This window comes from Acidaminobacter sp. (assembly GCF_030247605.1).
Taxonomy (GTDB): Bacteria; Bacillota; Clostridia; order Peptostreptococcales; family Acidaminobacteraceae; genus Acidaminobacter.
The window spans coordinates 253,949-279,264 of the sequence record NZ_JAOTSB010000002.1 but is presented as its reverse complement, the minus strand read 5'-3'; the positions used below and the strand labels follow the sequence as shown (position 1 = coordinate 279,264).

Annotated in this window: 24 protein-coding genes and 1 tRNA gene; all 25 read left to right on the top strand. The window is 46.8% G+C overall.

Annotation, left to right across the window (positions count from 1 at the left end):
• Window positions 1-165: 165 nt before the first annotated feature.
• The 25 genes from OEL90_RS01315 (at window position 166) to OEL90_RS01195 (ending at window position 25,292) form a co-directional block, all read left to right on the top strand.
• On the top strand, window positions 166-756 hold the full coding sequence (locus OEL90_RS01315) for an RNA polymerase sigma factor (protein ID WP_300686779.1): 591 nt from the start codon (window positions 166-168) through the stop codon (window positions 754-756).
• On the top strand, window positions 756-2,060 hold the full coding sequence (locus OEL90_RS01310; protein WP_291401063.1) for a DUF4349 domain-containing protein: 1,305 nt from the start codon (window positions 756-758) through the stop codon (window positions 2,058-2,060). The genes OEL90_RS01315 and OEL90_RS01310 overlap by 1 nt, the downstream gene beginning before the upstream one ends.
• A 227-nt stretch (window positions 2,061-2,287) precedes the next feature.
• Window positions 2,288-4,957: a DNA polymerase I gene (polA, locus tag OEL90_RS01305; RefSeq protein WP_300686776.1), complete on the top strand. Its 2,670-nt coding sequence runs from the start codon at window positions 2,288-2,290 to the stop codon at window positions 4,955-4,957.
• Window positions 4,958-5,008: 51 nt separating this feature from the next.
• A complete protein-coding gene (gene coaE / locus OEL90_RS01300) occupies window positions 5,009-5,608 on the top strand; it encodes a dephospho-CoA kinase (RefSeq protein WP_291401066.1) in 600 nt (199 codons plus the stop codon).
• Window positions 5,609-5,704: 96 nt separating this feature from the next.
• Window positions 5,705-5,791 (top strand) — tRNA-Leu (locus OEL90_RS01295).
• Between the two features lie 272 nt (window positions 5,792-6,063).
• Window positions 6,064-6,855 (top strand): hypothetical protein, encoded by a 792-nt coding sequence (locus OEL90_RS01290; RefSeq protein ID WP_300686773.1) that lies wholly within the window; start codon window positions 6,064-6,066, stop codon window positions 6,853-6,855.
• A 388-nt stretch (window positions 6,856-7,243) separates the two neighbouring features.
• Window positions 7,244-8,563, top strand: a complete 1,320-nt coding sequence (rsxC, locus tag OEL90_RS01285; RefSeq protein WP_291401070.1) for an electron transport complex subunit RsxC — start codon at window positions 7,244-7,246, stop codon at window positions 8,561-8,563.
• Window positions 8,564-8,575: 12 nt separating this feature from the next.
• Complete coding sequence (locus OEL90_RS01280) at window positions 8,576-9,520, top strand: RnfABCDGE type electron transport complex subunit D (RefSeq protein ID WP_291401072.1); 945 nt, start codon at window positions 8,576-8,578, stop codon at window positions 9,518-9,520.
• Window positions 9,517-10,089: an RnfABCDGE type electron transport complex subunit G gene (locus OEL90_RS01275; RefSeq protein WP_291401074.1), complete on the top strand. Its 573-nt coding sequence runs from the start codon at window positions 9,517-9,519 to the stop codon at window positions 10,087-10,089. The genes OEL90_RS01280 and OEL90_RS01275 overlap by 4 nt, the downstream gene beginning before the upstream one ends.
• A gap of 15 nt (window positions 10,090-10,104) precedes the next feature.
• The gene (gene rsxE / locus OEL90_RS01270) at window positions 10,105-10,707 is read left to right on the top strand and encodes an electron transport complex subunit RsxE (RefSeq protein WP_291401076.1); all 603 of its coding nucleotides are present in this window, start codon (window positions 10,105-10,107) and stop codon (window positions 10,705-10,707) included.
• 13 nt (window positions 10,708-10,720) lie between these two features.
• Complete coding sequence (rsxA, locus tag OEL90_RS01265) at window positions 10,721-11,302, top strand: electron transport complex subunit RsxA (RefSeq protein WP_291401078.1); 582 nt, start codon at window positions 10,721-10,723, stop codon at window positions 11,300-11,302.
• 16 nt (window positions 11,303-11,318) lie between these two features.
• Window positions 11,319-12,302 (top strand): RnfABCDGE type electron transport complex subunit B, encoded by a 984-nt coding sequence (locus OEL90_RS01260; RefSeq protein WP_300686766.1) that lies wholly within the window; start codon window positions 11,319-11,321, stop codon window positions 12,300-12,302.
• A 272-nt stretch (window positions 12,303-12,574) separates the two neighbouring features.
• Entirely contained in the window at window positions 12,575-12,814 is a 240-nt protein-coding gene (locus OEL90_RS01255; protein WP_291401082.1) for a DUF4321 domain-containing protein, read from the top strand.
• Window positions 12,815-12,816: 2 nt separating this feature from the next.
• A complete protein-coding gene (locus tag OEL90_RS01250) occupies window positions 12,817-13,389 on the top strand; it encodes a Maf family protein (RefSeq protein ID WP_300686763.1) in 573 nt (190 codons plus the stop codon).
• Window positions 13,390-13,418: 29 nt separating this feature from the next.
• Complete coding sequence (gene radC / locus OEL90_RS01245) at window positions 13,419-14,102, top strand: RadC family protein (protein ID WP_291401255.1); 684 nt, start codon at window positions 13,419-13,421, stop codon at window positions 14,100-14,102.
• A gap of 210 nt (window positions 14,103-14,312) precedes the next feature.
• Complete coding sequence (locus OEL90_RS01240) at window positions 14,313-15,329, top strand: rod shape-determining protein (protein ID WP_291401085.1); 1,017 nt, start codon at window positions 14,313-14,315, stop codon at window positions 15,327-15,329.
• Between the two features lie 13 nt (window positions 15,330-15,342).
• The gene (mreC, locus tag OEL90_RS01235; RefSeq protein ID WP_291401087.1) at window positions 15,343-16,194 is read left to right on the top strand and encodes a rod shape-determining protein MreC; all 852 of its coding nucleotides are present in this window, start codon (window positions 15,343-15,345) and stop codon (window positions 16,192-16,194) included.
• Window positions 16,191-16,676, top strand: coding sequence for a rod shape-determining protein MreD (mreD, locus tag OEL90_RS01230; protein WP_291401088.1), 486 nt, complete (start codon window positions 16,191-16,193; stop codon window positions 16,674-16,676). The genes mreC and mreD overlap by 4 nt, the downstream gene beginning before the upstream one ends.
• 13 nt (window positions 16,677-16,689) lie before the next feature.
• Window positions 16,690-19,569 carry a penicillin-binding transpeptidase domain-containing protein gene (locus tag OEL90_RS01225; protein WP_291401091.1) on the top strand — a complete coding sequence of 960 codons (2,880 nt, stop codon included), beginning with the start codon at window positions 16,690-16,692 and terminating at the stop codon, window positions 19,567-19,569.
• A 60-nt stretch (window positions 19,570-19,629) separates the two neighbouring features.
• The gene (minC, locus tag OEL90_RS01220) at window positions 19,630-20,358 is read left to right on the top strand and encodes a septum site-determining protein MinC (protein WP_300686757.1); all 729 of its coding nucleotides are present in this window, start codon (window positions 19,630-19,632) and stop codon (window positions 20,356-20,358) included.
• Window positions 20,359-20,377: 19 nt separating this feature from the next.
• Window positions 20,378-21,172 (top strand): septum site-determining protein MinD, encoded by a 795-nt coding sequence (gene minD, locus OEL90_RS01215; protein ID WP_291401094.1) that lies wholly within the window; start codon window positions 20,378-20,380, stop codon window positions 21,170-21,172.
• A 12-nt stretch (window positions 21,173-21,184) separates the two neighbouring features.
• Window positions 21,185-21,454 carry a cell division topological specificity factor MinE gene (gene minE, locus OEL90_RS01210; RefSeq protein WP_300686754.1) on the top strand — a complete coding sequence of 90 codons (270 nt, stop codon included), beginning with the start codon at window positions 21,185-21,187 and terminating at the stop codon, window positions 21,452-21,454.
• 105 nt (window positions 21,455-21,559) lie between these two features.
• Window positions 21,560-22,672 carry a rod shape-determining protein RodA gene (gene rodA / locus OEL90_RS01205; protein ID WP_300686752.1) on the top strand — a complete coding sequence of 371 codons (1,113 nt, stop codon included), beginning with the start codon at window positions 21,560-21,562 and terminating at the stop codon, window positions 22,670-22,672.
• Between the two features lie 50 nt (window positions 22,673-22,722).
• Entirely contained in the window at window positions 22,723-24,555 is a 1,833-nt protein-coding gene (locus tag OEL90_RS01200) for a TIGR03960 family B12-binding radical SAM protein (RefSeq protein WP_300686751.1), read from the top strand.
• Window positions 24,555-25,292 carry a TIGR03936 family radical SAM-associated protein gene (locus OEL90_RS01195; protein WP_300686748.1) on the top strand — a complete coding sequence of 246 codons (738 nt, stop codon included), beginning with the start codon at window positions 24,555-24,557 and terminating at the stop codon, window positions 25,290-25,292. Before OEL90_RS01200 ends, OEL90_RS01195 begins: the two co-directional genes overlap by 1 nt.
• Window positions 25,293-25,316: the final 24 nt, after the last annotated feature.

The window sequence follows — 25,316 nt, the reverse complement described above, 5'->3', positions numbered from 1 at the left end:
CGCAGCTTCGGCTGCGGTTTTTTATTTTGGCGGATGTAACGACTCTGCTTTAATTTTCACATTTGGATGTGAATCTTTTGGCGTCTTGGGTATGAATGCTTGGAACCAATTGAGGCAGTGTGGCGTCTAAAGCACTGAAAGCCTCGATCGAGGGAGGGATTCAAGTTGACATCCAATGACGCAGTATTGATCCAAAAGAGTAAGCAGGGCGACGTGCACAGCTTTGAACTGCTCATCTCCAAATATCAAGTCTACGCTTATAACATTGCCTGGAGAATGCTTGGCAATGAGGAAGACGCCAAGGACGCGACACAAGAGACGCTGATCAAGGTCTTCAAAGGTCTGGACAAATTTAAGGAAAACTCAGAGTTTTCAACCTGGCTTTACACCATTACCGTCAACACGTGCCGTGATCAGCTGAGAAAGCGCAAAAAGGTAATGACTTTATCCGTAGATGATACTGAAGAAAAAGTTTCAATTCAACTTGTTGCTGAAGAATCTGCTGATCCTGCCGTACGACTTGAGCAAAAAGAAGTGGCCGGTCAGCTGCTTTCTGCACTTGGAAAAATACCGGAGTTTCAAAAAACCGCAGTACTGCTCCGAGACGTTTACGGTTTTTCCTATGAAGAGATTGGTGCCATTGAGAATTGTTCTGTGGGTACCGTCAAATCAAGAATAAGCCGAGGGCGCCACGGTCTGCGTTCCATAATACTCAATGAACGAAGCAACAAGATTCAGGAAGGAGGGACGATCTGATGCTTAACACCTGTTCAATAGACCATTTGCACGATTATTTGGAAAGAGAAAACTATGAGATGGAACCCCGTGCTCTGGCTGAGGTCGAAGCCCATCTTGAACAGTGTTCGGATTGCCGTTCCTATCTTGAAGACTTAACGCTTCTTAAGGGGGAGCTGGCTGCCATGCCACTCAAAGCGCTGCCTGATGGATTTGAAGAAGAACTTCACGCCAGATTAGTTGAAGAAGCCAATGTGAAATTGGTTTCAAAGAGTTCAAGGATTTCTAACTTTACACACTCAACGTCATTCAAAGTACTTAGCGGGATCGCCGCTGTGCTGATCATTGCCATCGTCGTCGTAGGAACAGCCGGTAATCCGTTGAGAAATTTGCTTTCAAAAGCTAAATCTGAGGAAGCCTCCATTGATATGGCCATGGGCGGTGCCCCTGCACCCGCAGAAATGCCCGCTGCTTCCATGGACAGAGATGGGACGGTTGTCTTTGAAGAAAGCATGAATAACGCCAAAGGTTTTGGGGAAACCCAGTCAGCACCAGTGGAGCCCGGCGCTGCGCCCGGTTCATCGGACGTGTTTGATCCTTCGCTCTTTGGCAAAATGATCATTCGAAATGGTTCGGTGAGCCTGGAGGTCGAGGAGTTCGACACAGCCTACACCCAAATCGAAGAGATCGTGAAGGCCCTTGAGGGCTATATAGAGAGCGCAGATACCTACTCGACGCCTATTTATGACAACAACGGCCGTCGCGGCGATCTTCAGGGCGGAACCGTCAGCCTTCGAATTCCAAGCACCCGCTTTGACGCCGCCATGCAGCAGATCAAGACTTTGGGAACTGTAACACATTCCAATATTTCATCCTATGATGTGACAGAAAACTATGTGGATACCCAGAGCAGGATCAAGAACCTGGAAGCCAGAGAGCTCAGACTCAGAGAGCTGCTCCAGCGCGCGGAAGTCATTGAGGATATTATGGAAATTGATCTGCAGCTCGCCAACGTTCGCACAGAGATTGACAGTTTGAATGCGATTATCAAGAGTTATGACAAATCCCTCCAAATGTCGTCTATTCAGGTCAGTCTGAATGAGAAGCCGCTGAGCGAGAGTACCATTACAACGCTGGACGACAATCTGTTTGATAGAATGAGAGCCAACTTCATCCGCAGCATCAACGCGGTGGTTCAAATGTTTCAGACAATCCTGGTCGGTCTGGTGGCTATTCTGCCGTTTCTTTTGATCTTTGGTGCAGTGCTTTATCTGGTACTGAGATTTGTCAGGAAGTTTCTCAGAAATAGAAAGCAAAGTTTGTAAATGGTGATTATGCCCCCTTCGAAGGAAGGGGGTTTTTGTTTGGGATTTTATTAGCCGATGGTCATTTGTCCGGCAAAGAAGGGTGGAAGATTATGAAACCATCGGCTAAAGTTCTTTGAAAAGGCTTTTTGACGAATTTTCTGATACAATAGACTTTACAAGGCACTAAAGCAGGTTAAATGTTTCAAAAGCCATTGTGAAAAACGTTTCAGAGGAGTGGAAAGAATTTGAAAAAAATTATGATCATAGACGGGAATAGTCTGTTGAACCGCGCTTTTTTTGCGCTGCCGCCATTGACCAACAAAGACGGTGTTCCAACGAATGCGATCCATGGATTTTTATCCATGATTTATAAAATGTTTGAAACCTATGAACCGGAATACATGACCGTGGCCTTCGACCTCAAGGGGCCGACTTTCAGACATATTGCCTATGACCAGTACAAGGGAACGCGAAAAGGGATGCCTGAGGAACTCAGAGTTCAGGTGCCCATTTTGAAGGAAATCCTCGATGCCCTGAACATTCATAGAATGGAACTCGAAGGCTTCGAAGCGGACGATTTGATTGGCACGGTATCAAAGCGCTGCGGTGAGCGTGGCTTGAAGGTTCTGATTGTCACTGGGGACAAGGATGCTTTGCAGTTGGTGGACGACCAGATTGAGGTGCTGATTACGAAAAAGGGGATCAGTCAGATTGAGACTTATGACGCGGACGCGATCCTTAAAGAGTACAGTCTCACACCGCTGCAGCTCATTGATTTCAAAGGGCTTAGCGGGGACACGTCTGACAACATTCCCGGGATTCCGGGCGTTGGGCCAAAGACAGCCATAAAGTTGCTGGAGACCTATAAAAGTGTAGAAGCGGTTGTACAAAACTTTGAAGATATTGAAAACAAACGCCTTCGAGGGTTAGTTGAGACTTATGCGAACCAGGCGCTCATGAGCAAGTCGCTGGCGAGAATTGAGACTAATGTGCCGCTGGAATTTGAGGTGGACGAATTTGCACTGAGAGAGCCTAAACTCGAAGCTGCCAGAGCTTTGTTTTCCCTTTATGAACTGAAGTCGCTCATGGGCAGGCTGAAGACGGAATCTGACCATGTGGACAGTGCTTCACCTGCAATGGACTCAGAGGATGTCTCCTGGATTGAGGATTCCACGGCTTTAAGGGATCTCATGGATGAAGCGGCGAGGTCAGGCCAAGCTGCGATCTACAGTCTGATTGAGAAGATTCACGTCAGGGATCTGCGCTTCAGAGGCGTAGGTGTTGCGCTGAAGGATCGAGCTTGTTTTATTCCTGAAGAAGAAGGAAAAAATCTTGCATCTGAATTTCTGATGACAATGGGACCTCGCGGAGATATTGAAAAGTGGAGCTATGACTTGAAGAGAGAGTATTTATTGTCTTATCAGCTGGACTATGTGCTGGAAAATGGATGTATGGATATCGCCATTGCCCGTTATTTGATTGATCCATCCAGGACTAATGAAAGACTCTCTGCCATGGCATTCGAACGGTTAAAAATGAATATTCCAGATGACGAGTCCGTTTTTGGAAAAGGCGCCAAGTCTGTTGCCTTGTTTGAGGTTGAACTGCACCAGGCCGCGAAACTCGCTCAGAGTAATGCCAGAGCTATTTTTGATTTAGCAGTCCAAATGAGAGAAGAAATTTCAAGTGAAAATATGACACAGCTGTTTCACGAGGTCGAAATGCCTTTGGTTGAGGTTTTGGCCAGTATGGAATATGAAGGCTTCAATGTTGACCTAAAAGAGATTGAGGATATGGATCTGCTCATCACTGCAAAACTTGGACAGCTTGAGGCAGAGATCTATGAACTGGCCGGTGGCCCATTTAATATTCAGTCGCCTAAGCAGCTTGGCGAAATTTTGTTCGACCGCCTGGGTCTGCCAACGCAGAAAAAGACAAAGACGGGTTATTCGACGAGCCATGATGTATTGGAAAAACTAGAAAAGCATCATCCTATTATTGCCTTAATTATGGAATACAGAACTTACAGCAAGCTGAAAAGTACTTATATTGATGGACTGCGTCAAGTTATCAATCCAGAGACGGGAAGAATTCACTCCAGCCTGAATCAAACTGTGGCTATTACCGGGCGTCTCAGTTCCACAGAGCCTAATCTGCAAAATATTCCGGTTCGACTGCCACTTGGCAGACGTCTCAGAAAAGTTTTCCTGCCAAGCGCAGACCATATACTGGTAGACGCGGACTATTCGCAAATTGAGCTCAGGATTCTTGCACATTTTGCAAAGGATGCGCAGTTGATTCACGCTTTCAAAAACAATCTGGACATTCATACGCAGACTGCGGCTCAAGTTTTTGATTTAAAGCCGGAAGAGGTCACTAGTCTTGAGCGAAGCCGTGCAAAAGAAGTCAACTTTGGCATAGTCTATGGCATGAGTGATTACGGACTCTCGGAGAATCTCGGGATCACGAGAAAAGAAGCGCGACTGTATATTGATCAATATTTCGCCAAGTACCCCAATGTCAAAAAATATTTGGATGAGACCATTGAACAATGCAGAACCCATGGTTATGTGACGACCATTCTGAACAGGAAACGGTATATTCCTGACATTCACTCAAAGAACTTTAATCTGCGTTCTTTTGCAGAACGTACAGCCATGAATACACCTATTCAGGGAAGCGCTGCAGATATCATAAAGATCGCAATGGTTAAGGTTTATCAGGACCTGAAAAAAGGCGGGTACAAGTCCAGGCTGATCCTTCAGGTTCATGACGAACTTCTGATTGATTGTGTTCCTGAGGAGTTGGAAGCTGTTAAGGCTTTGTTGAAAAGTGATATGGAGTCAGCGGTCCAGCTTGAAGTTCCAATTGAAGTGGATATGAATTCGGGTTCAAACTGGTATGAAACAAAATAGTAATCCGGACTGAGAATATATGGGAAATTAGTGGCGCTTGAGGTGATGACCGTGAGAAAAATTGCGCTGACCGGTGGCATTGCCAGCGGAAAATCAACCGTAACCGTCAAACTGCGTGCTCGAGGGTATGTGGTTATTGACGCGGATGACATAGTCAGACAGCTGTATGGAAAAGGGAAGCCAATTTATAACGCCATAGTCGGCACGTTTGGCAATGAGATTCTGGATCCGTCAGGTGAAATTGACCGGAAGAAGCTCGGCGCTCTGGTTTTTTCGGATTCAAAGGCTCGCGAACTTCTGAACAGCGTGACGCATCCCATTGTGGAAGCAGAAATATCCAAAGACCTCCAGGAAAAGCGGCTTCAGGGTGAGAACATGATATTTGTAGATTCGCCGCTTTTGGTAGAAACGGGAAACTGTGAGCGATATGATACGGTGGTCCTTGTGTATGTGGATCCCCAAACACAGCTTCAGCGTCTGCAGTCCAGAAATCAACTCAGTCATGATGAAGCCGTTCTAAGGATTAAAAGTCAAATGTCTTTAGAGGAAAAGAAAGCATATGCGGACTATATTATAGATAACAATGGTACGCTCGAAATGCTGGATCAGCAGGTTGATCAGCTTCTCATGTGGCTGAGGCAGCCAGATTAGCTCATTTCAGAAGTAAATTATTTTCGGGAAATTCTGGTTGACTTTAATGTTTCATGGAGGTATAATAAATTTCGTCGGGTAAACTGGCGAATACGTGCGAGAGTGGCGAAACTGGCAGACGCACTATCTTGAGGGGGTAGCGGGCTAATGCTCGTGCGGGTTCAAATCCCGCCTCTCGCACCAAACGGACGATTTCGAATCGTCCTTTTTTTTACATTTTTTGCTGATAGTACAGCATGCCTCCCAGGCAGCCAAGCTTTGTCACCATCTTATAATTAGTCTAGTAGTACATTCTCAAAATAATTGTGCAAAGGTAAATGGATTATAAGCCTGAATTTTGCCAGCAGGTTTTACATTCTTTTGCACAGATATTTCAAATTTGATTAGATATCCGCGCACACCCGTGACTTCAGTCATGGGTAGTTCAATAGATCAGGTCAGGAGGACTTTTGATTATGAAGCACACTAAGATACTGCTGGTTATGCTGCTTTTAGGACTTATGATTTCAACAGCAGGCTGCACAAATCAGTCCGCCCAGACAAATCCTGAAGACCAGCAGAACACCTCTGAAAATGCAGCAACCGGCAGTGAATCGTCTGAAGAAGCAGAGACAGAGGCTGCACCGGGGACACAGTCAGAAAGTGAAGAGATTCATGATGATTTAGAAGCTTTCAATGATTTCAGTAATACTCTCGCTAAATCCGTGGGCATCAAAAATTTATATTATGAATATGAACTGCGTGTGGAAGGCGTCTCCAGGGAGTACTATTCTGCTTGGAAAAGCGACGATCAGGTTAGAATTGACACGTTTGATCATAAGCACAGCATATATGCGAATCTAAAGGATCAGTCCGCCTTTGTACTGGATCGGACATCTGGTATTTTATCACCTTCAGACTATGATGAGACGTTCTTCAGCGGCATGATGTCACCGGTGGCATTCAACGAGGCTTTGGAGCAGGATATGTTTGAACATGTTCACTATGAAGGCTCGGCACTGATGGACGGCAAACCGTGTGATGTTTATGAGGTTCATACAGCGGACCTGAACGTGACTTATTACTTGTGGAAAGACAACGGACTGACTGTGAAGATGATCGCCCAGATCACAGGATTTCCCAAATACGAGTATTATTTCAGAAGTCTGCAGCCGGAAGGCGCATCTGTCGAAGATCTGACACCTCCGAATGACGTGACATCAGCCAAAGAAACCGTTATACTTCCAACTCTGAAAGTCGGACAGTAGTATAGGACATCACAGACAAAGGGAAGACAACGCCTCAGACGTTGTCTTCCCTTTGCTTATTCAGTCGTAAGGCTAGGCGGTGGATCAAGGCATTTTCTTAAAGACGCAAAGGACTTGACCACATTTCAGAATCAACTTTCATTTTTCTTTATGACAACAACGTTATTATTTTATCAAAAATCACTGGTTCTATTCTATCACACCAAGATAATTTTGAATAAAGATGGCCAATATGCGACCTTTTGTTGTTAACTAATTAACGCTTGAAACGTTGAAAAATATTGAATTCAAGGACTTTCAGTTGACAGCGGCGCGAGATGTAGTAAAATTGTTTAGAGTACTAATTTTATTGATTGTATACTGTATATTTAACTCAAGGGGTGAAACCATGGGCATTTTTTCTTTCAAAGGCGGCATACATCCGCCACACGCAAAGAAATACACTGAACACAAGGCTGTTGAGCTCGCTGTCGAACCAACAACCGTTGCAATACCACTCAGACAGCATATAGGCGCACCTTGTGATGCGCTCGTACAAAAGGGCGACTATGTCAAAGTTGGTCAGAAAATTGGCGAACCAGCGTCATTTGTTTCCGCTGCAATTCATTCAAGTGTCTCCGGTACTGTGAAGGAATTGAAAGTCATGGACACACTCGGAGGAAAAGATTTATGTGTGGTCATTGAATCAGATGGCTTAAATGCAGTAGACGAAAGTATCAAGCCATATCCGCCGCTTGAATCACTGGAAGCCAAAGAGGTCATGGACATTATCAAGGGTGCCGGCATTGTCGGTATGGGTGGCGCAGGCTTTCCTACTCATGTCAAATTGTCGCCACCAAAAGAAAAAACAATCGATTACGTCATTTTGAATGGTGCGGAATGTGAGCCATTTTTGACGGCTGACCACAGACTGATGCTTGAGACGCCTGAGAAAGTTGTACTTGGACTGAGAGCGCTGATGAAGGTATTGGGCGTACCAAAAGGTTACATAGGCATTGAAGACAATAAGACGGATGCAATCGATTCCATCAAAAAGGCCGCAGCGTCTTATCCGGAAATTGAAATTGCTTCGCTCAAAACGAAATATCCTCAAGGCGCTGAAAAACAGTTGATCTTTGCCGTCACGGGAAGAGAAGTGCCTTCCGGCGGATTGCCAATGGATGCCGGCGCAGTGGTCAACAACGTCGCCACAGCGGCAGCGATTGCTGAAGCATTGACGACTGGCATGCCTTTGATAGACCGGATCTGTACTATTACCGGTTCTTGCATCAAAGAGCCAAAGAACCTCCGCATTAAAGTAGGCACTATGTTGACGGAAATTGTCGAGCAATGTGGCGGCTTCAGTGAAACGCCAGGGAAAATTGTTTTAGGCGGACCTATGATGGGAATCGCGACATCGACGCTCTCTATTCCCTCCACAAAGACAACCTCCGGTATATTGACCTTTAATGAAGCAGATTCGAAGACACCTGATCCATCAGCCTGCATAAAGTGCGGCAAGTGTGTCACCATTTGTCCTTCCTATCTCGAACCGGTTTACATTAGCGCCTACGCGCTGCTGGATCAATTTGACATGGCAGAGAAGTATGCTGCGCTCGATTGTATTGAGTGTGGTTCCTGCTCGTTCATTTGTCCGTCCAAAAGACCACTTCTCCAGTCCATCCGCTTGGCAAAGCGTGAGATACTGGCTAGAAGAAGAAAAGCATAGGGGGATCGGCAGATGGAACAACAATATAGAGTATCATCATCGCCGCACTTCAGAAGCAATGAATCTGTCAGCGGCATTATGCGGGATGTTGTCATAGCACTTTTGCCTGCGACAGCTGCGGGGATTTACTTCTTTGGTTTTAATGCGTTGATAACTGTGCTGCTGTCCGTTGGCGCGGCAGTAGCTACCGAGTTTTTTGTACAGCGTTACATGAGAAAAGTTCCAACCACAATTGGAGATTTCAGCGCAGTTGTCACAGGACTCCTGCTTGCACTGAACTTGCCTGCGTCTGTGCCTTGGTTCATACCGGTGGTTGGCTCAATTTTTGCGATTGCTATAGTTAAACAGGCATTTGGCGGTCTCGGTTTCAATTTCATGAACCCTGCACTGGCTGCGCGCGCCTTCCTGATGGCGAGCTGGCCAACGGACATGACGACTTGGGCAGTCCCAAGAGCGGCAGATGGCGTCACCGGACCTACGGCGCTCGGAATTTTGAAGGAAGCGCTTCCTGATCAGCTGCCATCCGTTATGAATGCATTGATCGGAAACATTGGCGGCTGTATTGGAGAGACCTCTGCGCTGCTTCTGATCTTGGGCGGACTCTACCTCGTATGGCGCGGTGTCATTGATATCAGAATTCCTGCAGTCTACATAGCAACGACGTTTGTTCTTCTGTTCATTTTCAACGGCTTTAATTTTCAGATCGCATTTCTTCACGTTTTGATTGGCGGACTCATGCTTGGCGCATTCTTCATGGCGACAGATTATTCCTCAACGCCTGTCAACTTTCGAGGGCAGATGATTTTTGCAGTTGGCGCAGGCCTTCTGACCGCTTTGATTCGTCAGTTTGGAGGCTATCCTGAGGGCGTTTCCTATTCAATTCTATTGATGAACGTTGCAACGCCACTGATCGAAAAATATTCGAAATCACGTGTATTCGGAGGTGGCAAGAAATGAAGGAAATAATGAAACTCGGCGCAATATTGCTGGCGATTTGCCTGGTTGCCGCCGTGGCGCTTGGTGTGACAAATGAAATGACCATCGGCAAAATTCTCGAGCAAAGAGAACTGACAAACCAGCTGGCACGTCAGGCTGTTTTGCCGGAAGCAACCAGTTTTGAACCGGTTGAAGCTGATCAACTGGCGGCTGTTCAAGGCAATGAACCAATGATTATGGAAGTTTTCACGGGATTAAAAGATGGCAATCTTGTGGGTTACGTGATTAAGACTGCGCCAACCGGTTTTGGCGGTACTGTTGAAGTAACCACCGGCATAAGTGCAGAGGGTACGGTGTCGGGCGTCAGAATAGGCACACACGCTGAAACGCCGGGTCTAGGCGCTAACGCGACACTTCCGTCTTTCTACGAACAATACAATGGCATGTCAGCCGCTCAAGAACTCGGAGTGTCTAAAACCGCTAAAAGCGATACGGAGATTATGGCGATCACCGGTTCGACGATTACATCGCGCGCAGTGACAGATGGCGTCAATTCATCTATCCGTGCGGCACTTACATTTGATCGGTAGAGGGGGGCGCATAAGATGAATCTTAAACATTTGACTAACGGGCTCATAAAAGAGAACCCCACATTTTATCAGCTTTTAGGTATGTGTCCAACACTGGCTGTAACCACAAGCGCTCAGAACGGACTTGGTATGGGCCTTGCGACCACCGCAGTTTTGGTTGGCTCCAACGCAATGATTTCAATCCTTAGAAAGATTATTCCCAATAAAATAAGGATTCCTGCTTTTGTCGTCGTCATTGCAGCCTTTGTAACCATTGTTGGTATGGTAATGGAGGGCTTTGTACCTGCGCTCTACAAATCCCTGGGACTATTTATTCCACTCATCGTTGTCAACTGTATCATTTTGGCGCGTGCAGAGTCTTTTGCCTTCAAGAACGGTGTCGGACCGTCTGTGTTGGACGGTGTGGGCATGGGTTTAGGTTTTACTTGGGCACTTGTCTTGCTGGGCATGATTCGAGAGTTGCTGGGAACTGGAATGATCTTTGGCATTTCTGTTTTGGGAGCGGCTTATAAACCTGCGATTATTATGATCCTGCCTCCCGGCGGGTTCCTGACGCTTGGCCTGGTACTTGCTGTCTACAGCGTCATCAAATCCAAAAAAGCGGCCGCAGGCCAATAGGAGGTGAAACGACATGGAAAATGCTAGTTTGTTTGTAATTCTAGTCAGCTCAATTCTCGTCAACAACTTTGTATTGTCTCGATTTTTGGGGATCTGCCCATTCCTTGGCGTTTCGAAGCAGGTAGACACTGCCATAGGCATGGGTCTAGCTGTTACCTTCGTTATGACCTTGTCGGGCATTTTCACCTATTTCATTCAGTATTTCGTATTGGTCCCATTGCATTTGGAATATCTTCAAACCATCGCGTTCATACTCGTCATTGCGTCGTTGGTTCAGTTCGTTGAAATTGTGCTTCAAAAAACAAGTCCGACCCTCTACCAGGCACTGGGTGTTTTTCTTCCATTGATTACGACAAACTGCGCTGTTCTGGGTCTTGCGCTGCTCAACATCCAGTACAAGCTGAACCTGATTCAAACCGTTGTTCACTCCGTTGGTGGAGCGCTGGGTTTCTCACTGGCGATTATACTCTTTGCCGGAATACGTGAAAAACAGGTCATTGCAGACGTGCCGCTTCCTTTCCAAGGATTCCCGATCGCTCTGATCACCGCAAGTCTGATGTCAATTGCTTTCCTGGGCTTCACGGGTCTGGTATAGAAAAGGGGTGTAGACTTTGAATGTAACCAACATAATAACTTCCGGCGCAACGCTGAGTGTTATGGGGCTGGCTTTTGGCGCCGCGCTCGCTTTTGCGTCTCAGAAATTCGCAGTTGAAGTGGATCCAAAGACAGTCCTGATCAGGGAAGCACTTCCTGGCGCAAACTGCGGCGGCTGTGGCTTTCCAGGCTGTGACCAGTTTGCCAATGCGGTCGCTTCCGGAAATGCTCCGGTCAATGGCTGCCCTGTCGGCGGCGCAAATTGCGCTTCAGCACTCGCTGAAATCATGGGCGTCAATGCTGAGGTCGGCGTGAAAAAAGTCGCTCATGTAATTTGTAAGGGCGGAGATGATAAGTGCCGTACGACCTTTAAATACGAGGGCATAACGGATTGCCGCGCTGCTGCCATGGTGGCCGGCGGTGGAAAATCCTGTGCTTTTGGATGTTTGGGTTATGGTACCTGTGAGCGGGTGTGTCCGTTTGATGCCATTCATATCATGAAGGATGGCTTAGCCGTGGTAGATCCTGAGAAGTGTACTGCCTGCGGCAAGTGCGTCGAAGCATGTCCAAAGACGGTAATTACTTATGTGCCATACGGGCAGCAAGTTATTGTCAATTGCAATAACAAGGAAAAGGGACCACAAGTTAAAAAGAATTGTGATGTGTCCTGCATTGCCTGCGGCATTTGTGAAAAGAATTGTCCGTTTGATGCAATCCACGTGACAAACAATCTGGCTTCCATTGACTACGAAAAGTGCACCAGCTGTATGATCTGTACGGAAAAGTGCCCGACCAAGTGTATTTCAGGTGATCTCTCTCAGCGCAAGAAGGCTGTGATTGAGCCGGAAAAATGTATTGGCTGTACGCTGTGCAAACGGGTATGTCCAACAGAAGCGATCACTGGCGAACTCAAAGAAGTTCATGTCGTGGATCCGGAAAAGTGCATAGGCTGTGGAGAATGTGTCAAAAAGTGTCCTAAGGATGCCATCAGAATGGTATAACTTTAATATTGCATAAAGCGCATAGAATGGTGTCTATGCGCTTTATTTTTTGTCATATTGAAAATGACCTTCAGCTTCAAAAGAGCCGTATCAATACTTTATGGAGAACCGGATCCCGGGTCTCACTTTTTGTCACTTCCTGCGCCTTGAATGGCCATGGATTAAATGCTAAACTGTAAAAAGCACGTGTGAGTTAGCACTGTGCATTGATGATGGTAAAATATGTAAAAACGTGATATGCTTTATTTGAGAGAATGTCGGAGGGAGTTACCTTGAAAAAAACTACACCCTTGCTCCTGATCTTTATACTCGTAGGTGTCATAGCAGGCGGGTTGATCGGAGACCTGTTCGGTAGGAGTATACCTTTACTTTCATACGGAAGGTCAATTGGTTTCGAACCCTTCACAGTGGATTTGGCAATTTTGAAATGGACAATGGGTTTGACCCTTCAGCTTAACGTCGCAGGCATTTTGGGGCTGCTGCTAGCCATGTTTTTGTTCAAGAGGTTTTAAGGATGAGAAGACTATTATTGGCATCAGAATCACCAAGAAGACGTGAATTGATTGGTTTGCTCGGGCGGGAAGTCGTCTGTGAGGGCGTGTCATTACCTGAACCAATGGGTGATTTTGAGACGCCGGAAGAAATCGTCATGGCGCTGTCCTTTGAGAAAGCCTGGAAAGCGTCTCAAAACTCAAAGTGGCACGACTATGTCATTATTGGCTCGGATACCATTGTCTGCCTGGACGGTAGAAAGCTTGGCAAGCCTGAAAATGAGGCAGAAGCTCATCAAATGCTGATGCTTCTCAGCGGGAGAACCCACCAGGTCTTTACCGGTCTCTGCCTGATCTGTCCGGAACTTGACTTTAAGATTGTCGATTATTCGGTGACTGAGGTTGAAATGGGACCATTCAGCGCCAAGAAGGCATGGTCCTATGTACATTCCGGTGAGGTTTTTGGAAAAGCCGGTGCTTATGCAATTCAAGGACTAGGGTCTTCCATGGTTAAAGCAATACATGGAGATTTTTTCACAGTTGTAGGTTTACCTGTTTATCTGCTGGGGCAGCTTCTCGAACATCATTCTCTCTAAATTATGGAGAGGAGCCGGTCCACGTGGTTATGAAGATTACCATGAAATCGATGCCAGAATGTGAACGTCCCAGAGAGAAAATGATCAAATCAGGAACAGCTGCCCTATCGAATGCAGAACTGATCGCAGCAGTCATTGGAAGTGGCAGCAGTCAGGATTCGGCGCTGACTCTGGCGCAGAGAATTTTATCTTTGGACCCAAAAGGGCTCAGTCATCTTGCAGCTGTAAATGTTGAAGAATTGTGCAGCTTACGCGGTATAGGCATTTCAAAGGCCAGTCAGATTATGGCCGCAGTTGAACTGGGAAAAAGAATTTATTCTGAGAAAGCGGCTGTCAAGGTGAAAATTGCAGGCCCTTCTGAACTCGCTGAGAAAATGATGGTGGATATGCGCCATCTGACTAAGGAAGTATTTAAAGTTGTCCTTTTAGATACAAAGAATCAAATTGTCTCAATTGAGGATATTTCTATAGGCAGTTTAAACGCTTCAATTGTTCACCCCAGGGAAGTATTTCAGCCCGCAATCAGAAAAAGCGCCAATGCGGTGGTTTTGATTCACAACCATCCCAGTGGTCATCCAGAACCAAGTCCTGAGGATAAACGGGTTACTGAACGTCTGATTGAAGCCGGACAGCTCATGGGGATTCAAGTTTTGGATCACATTGTCATAGGCGATTTGAATTACTACAGTTTTAAGGAGCACGATTTGATGTAGCATCTGGAAACTAACTGCATCAGACTTGGTGTCCTGTAAATACTAAAATGATTTTGGGAATTTACAGGACAAACAGGAAAATTAAGACATAACGGCGCCTGATCTCAGACGCTAAAATTAACCGACAGACAGGAGGAAGATCCGGGAAGACTTGTACCGTAATCCAGGCGGAGGTACCCGGATTCAAAGATTATGAAGTGGTTTGGTTTTATGACAAAAGATATTGGAATCGATTTAGGCACAGCTAATACACTGGTCTATGTGAAGGGTAAGGGCATTGTCCTGAGAGAGCCTTCTGTGGTAGCTATCCATTTGGACACGGGTGAAGTTTTGAGCGTTGGTCTCGAAGCTAAACAGATGATCGGCCGTACACCCGGGAGAATTGTGGCCATAAGGCCGTTAAGAGATGGCGTTATTGCTGATTTTGAAGTCACCCAGAAGATGATCCGCTACTTCATTCAGCAAGCCTATCCCAACAAGTCTATGCTTGCTGCGCCACGCATAATTATTGGTGTGCCGTGTGATGTGACTGAAGTTGAAAAACGCGCGGTCATTGAAGCGGCATTGGCAGCAGGGGCTAAAGACGCATTGATTATTGAAGAGCCCATGGCAGCTGCGATTGGGGCAGGTATGCCTGTCTCGGAGGCGACGGGGAGCCTGGTTGTCGACATTGGAGGAGGCACTACGGAAATCGCCGTTATTTCACTGGGTGGAATTGTTACCAGCCGTTCTATAAGAGTCGCTGGCGATGCCATGGATGAGTCGATTGCCCAGTACATCAGGAAGCATTATTCACTTATGATTGGAGAAAGAACGGCAGAAGAAATCAAAGTGGCCATAGGCTCGGTGGAACCGGTAGATGAAGAAGCGGTATTTGAAGTGACTGGCCGCAATCTCATGACTGGCCTTCCGCGCAGTATTTTTGTCAAGGGCTCTGAAATCAGAGAAGCCCTCAGGGAACCAACGAACGCCATTATGGATGCCATTAAATCAACACTTGAAAAAACACCGCCTGAGCTGTCGTCGGACATCATGCTCCAAGGGATCATGGTCACCGGTGGGGGCGCGCTGCTTAAAGGCATGGCACAAAGAATCAGACGGGAGACAGGCATGCCGGTTCATATCGCAGAAGAACCGCTTGACTGCGTCGCCAAAGGAACGGGAATGGCACTGGATCATTTTGACGAATTGAAATCAATCATGGTAAACGCAAAGAAATATCGCTGAATGGGTGACTCGGATGCATGCTTATCCAAAATGGAAGAAAATAATTATCATAATAGTCTCCATTCTGCTTCTGACCTTTATGGGTATTTCGGCCGGCGGGCGTTCCAGCGTCTCAGTTGTCGAGAATCTTGTGGCGGAAGTCGTCTATCCTATTCAAAAATTCTTTTATGGTATTAATCAGTCAATAGGCGACCGCATAGAGCCTATCGCCGAACTTTACAAAAATGCGCGTGAAAATGAAGCTTTGAAAGAAGAGGTTGAGTCACTGCGAGCACAAGTCGTCTCCTTGACACTGGATCAGAGAGAACTGATCGAGCTTAGGGAATTGAAGGGTGCCTTGAGGTACGTGGAGACAGAATCCATACAAAACTTCGTGTCCGCATCTGTATTGTCAAAGGATCCGGGTAACTGGTATGAAAATTTTGTCATTGACGCAGGTTCTGAGGATGGCGTCACAAAAAACAGCGCAGTGATCAATGGGAGTGGCCTGGTGGGTATGGTGTACGACGTTGGAACGAATTGGTCCAAAGTCGTGACACTTATCGACAAAAGAAGCACGATCAGCTTTTCCTCAGTGGGCATCATAGCGCCCTATGACGGACAAATTATTGGGAGTGCGGACCATATCCTTAGAGGGCAGATTTTTGATCCAACCGCGAAAATGTCACCGGGGGATTTGCTGGTTACCTCTGGGTTGGGAATCTTTCCAAAGGGCATCGTCATTGGCGAAATTAAAGAGCTGATTGATAATCGTGACGCCCTCCTGCCCGAAGTGGTCGTCGAACCGTTTGTTGACTTTCAATCCATAAAAAAAGTAATGGTAATTCCGTCTGTAACGGTTGATACGGAGGCGGAGAGCGAATGAAGGCGTTTTGGCTGGTCCTGTCCTCTCTCTTGGTTTATCTGATTCAAACGACCTTCATTCTCAACTTCAGGTTTTATGGTGTGACGGCGAATCTGCCGTTGATCTATGTCGTCATGGTAGCGCTGCTTTTTGGCAATCGCGCCGGCCTGGTTGCCGCTGCCTTGTCAGGTCTCTTTCTCGATGTACTATACGCCCATGCGGTTGGTGTCAATATCTTTATATTTTGCACCATTGCGATTCTGATCGATCTCTTTGATGAGGCGCTGTTCAAGGACAATTCTCTGACGCCGCTCATGCTGATCGTACTGGGAACCGTGGTATATCACGTGCTGTTTTTAGCGCATGCCTATTTTTTCAATTTGCCAATTTTTGTAGGCAAAGTCTTTGCTGTCATAGCAATTGAATCGGTCTTTAATGCTCTGATAGGTTTGCTTCTGTACAAATACGTCATTCGCCGATGGTTTGGCTACGAACTGAGATAAGGAGCTTTACATTATGAACAAACGTCTGGCTGACAGAAAAAACCACATAGGACTCTTCTTTCTGATTGTCTTTGGTCTGATGATTTTTAGACTTGCGACCATAACGATCGTTGAAGGAGACAGCTATCTTGAGAAGTCGGTCAACAATCGGCTGAAGAAAATCCCGGTTTATGCCAAGCGCGGCGAAATTTACGACAGAAACGATGTTTTGCTAGCCGGAAACGTACCTGCCTTTACTTTGGATATCATGGCAAGCAGCCTTGAAAAAACCGAATTGAATCGCGTTAGTGTCGATTTGATGACTATGCTGGATTCCAGAGGAGAAAGCCATCTTGAGTTTCCAATTCGAATTGAACAGGGAAACTACACTTTCCGCTATGATGATGACAGAGTCAAGTGGCTGCTGGACCGCGGTTATCCTGACTATTTCACAGCGAAAGCTGTCCTGGACGACTACAGGGTCAAGGAGCAGCTTTCAGAGACACTCAACGACCAAGAAGCTTATTCCATCATGATCCAGAAGGGGATCATTTTACCCATCTCCATTAGTAAGATGAAATTTTGGAATGAGATTGAAAAAGAAAATTTTTTGAAGATGTATAGCCTCGAGCAGGAGGTTACGGCTGAAGAAGCATTCAAACTCATCAGAGCCCGGAGAGAATTTGGCATTGATGAGTCTTACAGTGATGATGAAGCGTATAAGATCCTGATCGTCAGCCATGCGCTTAAGGAAAAAGGTTATCTCAAATACGAGCCTATCAAGATTGCCTCGAATATATCCAAGGCTTCTGCCATTCAGATCAGCGAGCGTGCCATGGATCTCCCTGGCGTGAATGTCGGCGTCGAGCCAATACGGTCGTATCCCTACAAGAATGTGGCCGCTCATATTCTGGGCTACATAGGCAAAATCTCAAGTGAAGCTGAAATTTCAAAGTATGTCAACGAAAACGCCTATGACAAAAATCAACTGATTGGAAAAGTAGGTATCGAGGGCAGGTATGAGCTTGACCTCCATGGACAAAACGGATACAGATACATTGAAGTGGACGCTCTCGGGAAAATGGTGCGTGAGCTGGATGATGGCTACTACGGCTTAAATGTTGAAAATTCAAGTGCAGGCAAGGACATTCATCTGTCCGCGGACATTGAACTGCAGCAAGTTCTTGAAACTGCTTTAAAACATGGCATTGAGCAGATCAAAATAGGCGGTACGTTTACCAGTCAATACGGCAATTACAATTACAGCGAGGCTTTTCCAAATGCCAAGACAGGGGCTGCCATTGCGGTAGATGTGACAAACGGAGAGGTTCTTGCCATGGCGAGCTATCCGGACTATGACCTCAATCTCTTCTCAACCGGGATCACGTATGACGACTGGGATCAACTCTCTCCCGAGAATCCAAATGATCCGTTATCACCCAGACCGCTGTTTAACATTGCGACCATGACAGGTGTTCAGCCTGGATCCGTTTACAAGATGTCGACCGGTTTCGCCGCCATTGAATATGGTTTGAATCCTTATCAGAAGCTTTACAGTGATGGGTATATTGAAATTGGCGGGACGAGTTTTGGCTGTTGGTATTGGAACGGTTATAGGGGAAAGCACGGCCTGACAGACTTTTTCAGAGGTCTTGAAACCTCCTGCAACTATTATTTCTATAATATTTCCAGTGCCTATGACCACAGAAATCAAACGCCGTTGAATTACACCATGTCGACATCGGATTTTCTCGAAAAGTCCAAGCTGCTCGGTTTTGATGAAAAGACCGGTCTTGAAATTGAAGAGGTCAGCTACGGGATTCCAAATCCGGAGCAAAAGAGAATCAGTTTGGAACGGACTTTGAAATCCAGGCTGAGAATGCTTTTGCCGGAGTATTTCCCTGCAACGCTGATCAATTCGGAGGAAAAAACCGAAACCATTTTAACAACTATTATTGGATGGTCACAGGAAAATCCTGGTCGCGGGACCATTATCACAAGATTAAAGGAAATGGGCGTTGATGGCAGTCTGGGGTCACCGGACCGGCTCGCTGACATAGTCAAGTTTGATTATTTCAATCAGATGAAATGGCATCAGGGTGATACCTTCAACCTTTCTATCGGTCAGGGTGACCATAAGTATACGGTTGCTCAGTTGGCAAGGTATATCATGATCATTGCAAATGATGGCTATCCTTACGAATTGTCCCTGGTTAAAAGTGTAGGGGACGAGGCGGTTGATAAAAATTCAGAGGTTGAGCGGATTGCGCTTAACAATCCAAAGACCTTTGAATATCTCAGAACGGCAATGCTGAAGGTCACACAGGGCGAAAACGGGACAGCCAAATCGATTTTCAGGGGTTTTCCTGTTGGCGTTGGCGCCAAAACCGGAACGGCACAAAACCAGGGTAAAATTCCACCGGTTGACGAAGTCGCCTATTTCAAGACTTATCTTAAGCGGATCGATTCATCTTTGTCGCAGTCCAGTGTAGGCGAGAAAACGGCAGCCATTTTGTCGGACCGAAATGAAGAAGTTGCCCAGCTCAGAAAGCAGATTACAGGCGCTTCAAAAGAGGATGCTCCCGAACTTGAGAGCAAACTCAGCAACCTGATCAGTCAGGGGTATCTGACGGAAGCCAGTGCCATGCGCGCTGCAATTAAAGCTTTGAGTGCTCGTGGGCTCACAGACGCTAAAATCAATGAGTTCCGCCAAGACTATGACAACTTTGCCTGGTTTGTGTCTTTCGCTCCTTATGACAATCCAAAAATCGCAGTCGTCGTCATGGTGCCTCAGGGTGGCCACGGGGGATATGCGGGACCAATTGCCAGGGAAGTCATTGGTGAGTACCTCGATATTGGACCTTTGAATGTTGGCACAACCTCTTCAGGCGGCGCGGAGCTGAATTCAAACTGATGGTCCTGTGAAGAATGAGAATGGATAATTGGTGATACTTCAACGAAAGAAGGTGGTTCAGTGAAGAAAAAAGTTGAATTCAAAGGCACCAGAGAAGGGATAATTCTCCAACTGGATTCTGAGTGCGATTTCGAAGAGTTGTTGGATGGACTTAAAGATAAGATCGAACAGGGAAAAAGTTTTTTTTCCGGCGCAACCGTCATTGGGATCGAAGGCAGAACATTAAACCGCAGAGAAAAAGAAGAAGCGGAAAAGGTTTTCAGCACCTCCGGGATTCAAGTTGCCCGTCTTGACTTTATAGAGCGATTGGGACATAATTCAAGTAGTGAAAAAGTCAAAACGGTCAGGGAAACCATTGAAAAATCTGAGCATCGATCTGATTCAGCAGTGAAGGAAAGCGTTGAAAAAGCGGTTGAAGCACCTTCTTCAGGCGGCAGTTCGGAAGGAGTGGCCCAGAGAAGTGATGATCAGGCTAAAATCGTTTTTGGAACCATGAGATCCGGCAGAAGCATTATTTATCCGGGACATGTGATCGTGGTTGGTGATGTCAATCCAGGCGCTGAGATCGTGGCGGAAGGGCATATAGTGGTGATGGGAACGCTGCGGGGTGTTGCTCACGCAGGCTCTGCAGGAGACAGCACAGCTACTATAACTGCTTTTAGGCTAAATCCTACGCAGCTGAGAATCAGCACGCTGATCACAAGACCGCCTGAAGGCGGACAGGCACCGGAACTGCCAGAAATAGCTAGAATCAGAGACGGCAATATTATGATTGAGCCGTATCTTTAAAAATTGGGGGACTGTTGAGATGGGTGAATGCATTGTAATAACATCCGGTAAGGGCGGTGTTGGCAAAACAACGACGACTGCCAATATTGGCGCCGGGTTATCATTGAGAGGAAAGAAAGTCGCGGTTATCGACGCGGATATTGGGCTTCGAAATCTTGACGTTGTTCTGGGCCTCGAAAACCGGATCGTTTATGATCTGGTGGATGTCGTTTCAGGCAATTGCAAGACGCGTCAGGCACTGATCAAAGATAAGCGATTTGAAAATCTCTATTTGTTGCCGGCAGCGCAGACCAAAGACAAGGATGCAGTTTCTCAGGCTCAGATGAAGGTTCTCTGTGAAGAACTTAAACAGGAATTTGACTACGTTCTGGTCGATTGTCCGGCAGGGATCGAGCAAGGCTTCAAGAACGCCATTGCCGGTGCGGATCGTGCCGTCGTGGTTACGACACCGGAGGTGTCTGCTGTAAGAGACGCGGACAGAATCATTGGCCTGTTGGAAGCGGCTGAATTAAGAAATCCAAAGCTGATTGTCAACCGGGTTCGCCATGACATGGTGAAGCGTGGAGACATGATGAATATTGAGGACATCACAGATATTCTGGCCATTGAGATTATCGGCGTCGTTCCGGATGATGAAAAGATTATCATCAGCACAAATCGGGGCGAGCCGGCAGTCGCTACACAGTCACTTTCCGGTCAGGCGTTCAGGAACATCTCAGCGCGCATAGACGGCGAAGAGGTTGCGTTTATCAATTTTGACCAGAATAACGGAATTTTTGACAAGTTGATCAAGTTGTTCAACTTCAGCAAGTAGAGGAGGGCTACTATGTTTGATCTTTTAAAATTCCTCAGTCGGCAGGAGTCGAGCAAAAATGTCGCAAAAGAGAGACTAAGACTTGTTTTGGTTCACGATCGCGCAAACTGTTCGCCGGAACTGCTCGATTTGATTAAAGAGGATTTAATCACCGCGCTGTCCAAACACATTGAAATTGACCAGGATGGCTTTGATATTCAAATAACTAAAACGGACGCCAGTACTAATGGACTGCCGGCACTTGTGGCGAATATTCCAATCAGGAGTATGAAGCGCAGCTGATCGGCAAAGTCGAGTGAAACAGCGTTGTCCGTAAACTGAGAGGAACTTTGACGGGCTGTATCTAAGCTTATGCTTAAGACTCAGCCTTTCTTTGCGAGGTGCGCCATGTTTAATCTAAAACTGTTTAAAAATATTGACTTTGGTCTCATCGCGGTGGTGCTCATGATTTTCGCGATTGGTTTGATCATGGTTGCCAGTGCTACGGATTTTCATCTGGATGGCATGAACCGCAATGTGTTGATCCAAAGTGCCGCCTTTTTCATTGGGATTATTCTGGCAGTTGTCGTGATGATGGTGGATTATAGGATCATGGGCGATTTGCAGCGGGTGTTTTATGTATTGTCCATTCTGATCATGCTCACGGTCTACATTCCGGGGCTGGGTGTCAGGCAGTACGGCGCACTCAGCTGGATTGACCTGAAGATCATGTATTTTCAGCCGGCTGAAATTGCGAAGCTGGGGTTTATACTTTCCTTTGCGAAATTTCTCGAAAAAAAAGGTGGCAGGATTTCCAGCGTCAAAGATATACTGGGGATCATTGTGTTCGTTCTGCCCTTTTTAGGCATTCTGTTAGTTCAGCCGGATTTGGGAATGGCTTTGGTGTTTGTATTTATCACCATCGGCATGGTCTATGTCGCTGGGATAGACTTTAAACTGGTGCTTGCGGGACTCGGTGCTATGATAGTCGGCGCGCCGCTGGCCTATCAGGTTATGAAACCCCATCAGCGCATTCGGATTGATGCCTATCTGCATCCTGAGGACCTGTCACTGCCCGGGAATTACCACGTCATGCAGTCAAAAATTACAATTGGTTCAGGGCAAATGTTTGGCAAAGGCCTGTTTGAAGGCGTTTATCATCGCTCGGACTATCTGCCGGTCAAGGAATCTGACTTTATCTTTGCTGTGCTTGGGGAAGAGCTCGGATTTGTCGGCGGCGGTATTGTCATTGGGCTCTATTTTGTTTTTTTGAACCGGCTTATGAAAATGGCCAAGAAATCCAAAGATTTTTATGGTGAGCTGGTGATCGTTGGCATCACGTTTATGTTTGCGTTCCAGATTATTGAGAACATAGGCATGACGATTGGTTTGATGCCGGTCACAGGGATTACGCTCCCCTTCTTGAGTTATGGAGGCAGTTCAGTTATGACCTCCATGATTGCGGTAGGTCTGGCTTTGAACGTCTACATGCGCAGAAAGCGCAGCAGCTTTAATCAATAGAAATCAGTCATTAACCATTATGAAATAACCAAGAGTTAAACGGAGGAATTATGATAATAGAAAAACTTGACGCCATTCTGGACCTTGTGGAAAAGCCCGCACGCTATATTGGCATGGAGATGCACAGCGTCATCAAACCTGACAATGAGGTAAACGTTCGATTTGCCTTTGCCTTTCCGGACACTTATGAGGTGGGGATGTCTCATCTGGGCCTTCATATTCTGTATCAATTAATTAATAAAGAGGCAGGATTGCAGTGTGAGCGTGTGTTCGCGCCTTGGCCGGACATGGAGGCCGTTATGCGCTCGGCTGACATCCCGCTGTATACCCTTGAGAGTTACCGGCCGCTTTCTGAAATGGATGTGGTGGGCTTTACCCTGCAATACGAATTGTCCTATACCAACATTCTCAATATGCTTGAACTGGGTGGCATCCCGGTTTTGAGCGCAGACCGGGGCAATCATGATCCTGTGGTGATTGCAGGTGGGCCTTGCGCCTTCAATCCCGAGCCGCTGGCGGACATCATAGACCTCTTTGTTATTGGAGAGGGCGAGGAAGTCACCCTTGAACTTCTCAGACTTTATGAATCCATAAAGCCGAACTTTGACCGCAATGCCTTCCTGAAGCAGGCGGCTCAAATTGAAGGCATTTATGTGCCATCCTTTTATCAGGTTCGTTATAACGAAGACGGTACACTGGCAGCGTTTGAGCCATTGGAACCTGGGGTACCTGCAAAAATCAGGAAGCGTCTGATGAAGGATCTGAATCAGTCTTATTTTCCGGATAAATTTATTGTGCCGTTTATTGATACCGTCCACGACCGGGCTATGGTAGAGCTGTTTCGTGGGTGTACCCGGGGCTGCAGATTCTGTCAGGCGGGCATGATTTACAGACCTATACGGGAGAGATCCGCGGATGAGGTTGTGCGCCTGTCTGAGACGCTGCTGTCGACGACGGGGTATGAGGAGCTTTCTCTGACGTCACTCAGTACGCTGGACCACAGTGAGATTCGTCCGACCATTGAAGCACTTTCCAAGTTGAACGAAGACGCTAAAATAGGCTTATCGCTGCCGTCTTTGAGACTGGATTCGTTTTCGGTTGAGGTCCTCAAAGAAATTCAAAAGGTTCGCAAAACAGGTCTGACCTTTGCACCGGAAGCCGGTTCACAGCGCATGCGCGACATCATCAACAAAAATGTAGACGAACAGGATCTCACTGAGACCATGCGTCAGATTTTCGAGCTTGGGTGGGATAAAGTCAAACTGTACTTTATGATAGGGCTTCCTTTCGAAACCATGGAGGATGTAGATGGCATAGCTGGTCTGGGCGATCTTGTGACATATGTTCACAAGCGCGTTTCCTCCGTTCATAAGAGTAAGGGCCTTTCAGTGACTGTATCTGCCTCTTGCTTCGTGCCCAAGCCGTTAACACCGTTCCAGTGGGAGCCCCAGGACAGCCTGGAGCAGTTTAAGGAGAAGCAGCGTTATCTGAAACAGCGCATCACAAATAAGAAAATTAAATTCAGCTACCACGACGCAGAGACGTCACGGGTCGAGGCTGTATTTGCAAGGGGTGACAGGAGAATTTCCAAAGGTTTGATCGAAGCCTGGAAAAACGGCGCGCGCTTTGATGGCTGGAATGACTATTTCAGTTATGAGCGCTGGACAGAAGCCTTTGAAAAGACCGGCATAGATATGGACTTCTATGCCACCCGAAAACGAAGCTATTCTGAGCTTCTGCCATGGGATCATATTGACGCTGGCGTTGACAAGCATTTTCTCGTTGCGGAGAATGAAAACGCCAAATCCGGAACGACCACACAGGATTGCCGTGATGGCTGCATAGGCTGCGGCGTCAACGTCTGCTGGGGAGGGCTTTGCTAATGGCGCTTTTGAGAATCGAATATACAAAAACAGGACTTCTCAGATACCTCGGTCATCTGGATATGGTTCGCCTATTTGAACGCGGATTGAGACGCGGCAAAGTACCTCTCTTATTTTCCCAAGGGTTTAATCCGCATCCCAAAATTGCATTTGCAGCGCCTCTCTCAGTAGGTTACAGCAGTGAGGCCGAGCTTGTGGAAATAGAGGTTGAAGAGGGCTGGGATGATCAGCAGCTCGAGACCGTGTTCCAAACGTGCTTCCCTGCAGAGGTCGCATACCGCAGACACCGTTTGGTGGCGCAGTCCAAGTCCCTGATGAGCTTGATGCGCCTTTCGGATTATCAGCTGACCTGGTCAGTGCCTGAAGCCTCTTGCCAAAGCGCCGTAGAGGCCATTGAAGGCCTTCCCGGCCTGGTCAGTTTGACGGCCATAAAAAAATCCAAAGGAAAAAAAGACAAAGAAATTGAGCTTAAGCCGATGGTTCACCAACTCAAACTCCTTGAAAAGGGTCAAACGACTGTCCGAAAAACTGTGACCGCTGCGGCAGCAGTGGAAGTCGCAGTTTGTGAACTTCGTCTGTTTGCCACTTTGGATGCCGGTTCAGAGTCCAACCTCAAGCCAGATCTGCTCATGGCGGCAATTGCCTCAAGTATTGGCCTCGAGGGCGAGGCGCCACTCCGTGTACACAGAACCGCGCTCTATGGAGAAGGCGGCAAAGCGCTGTTTGAAATGGAATAGGGCAACGAGATGAGAGAGGTTTAT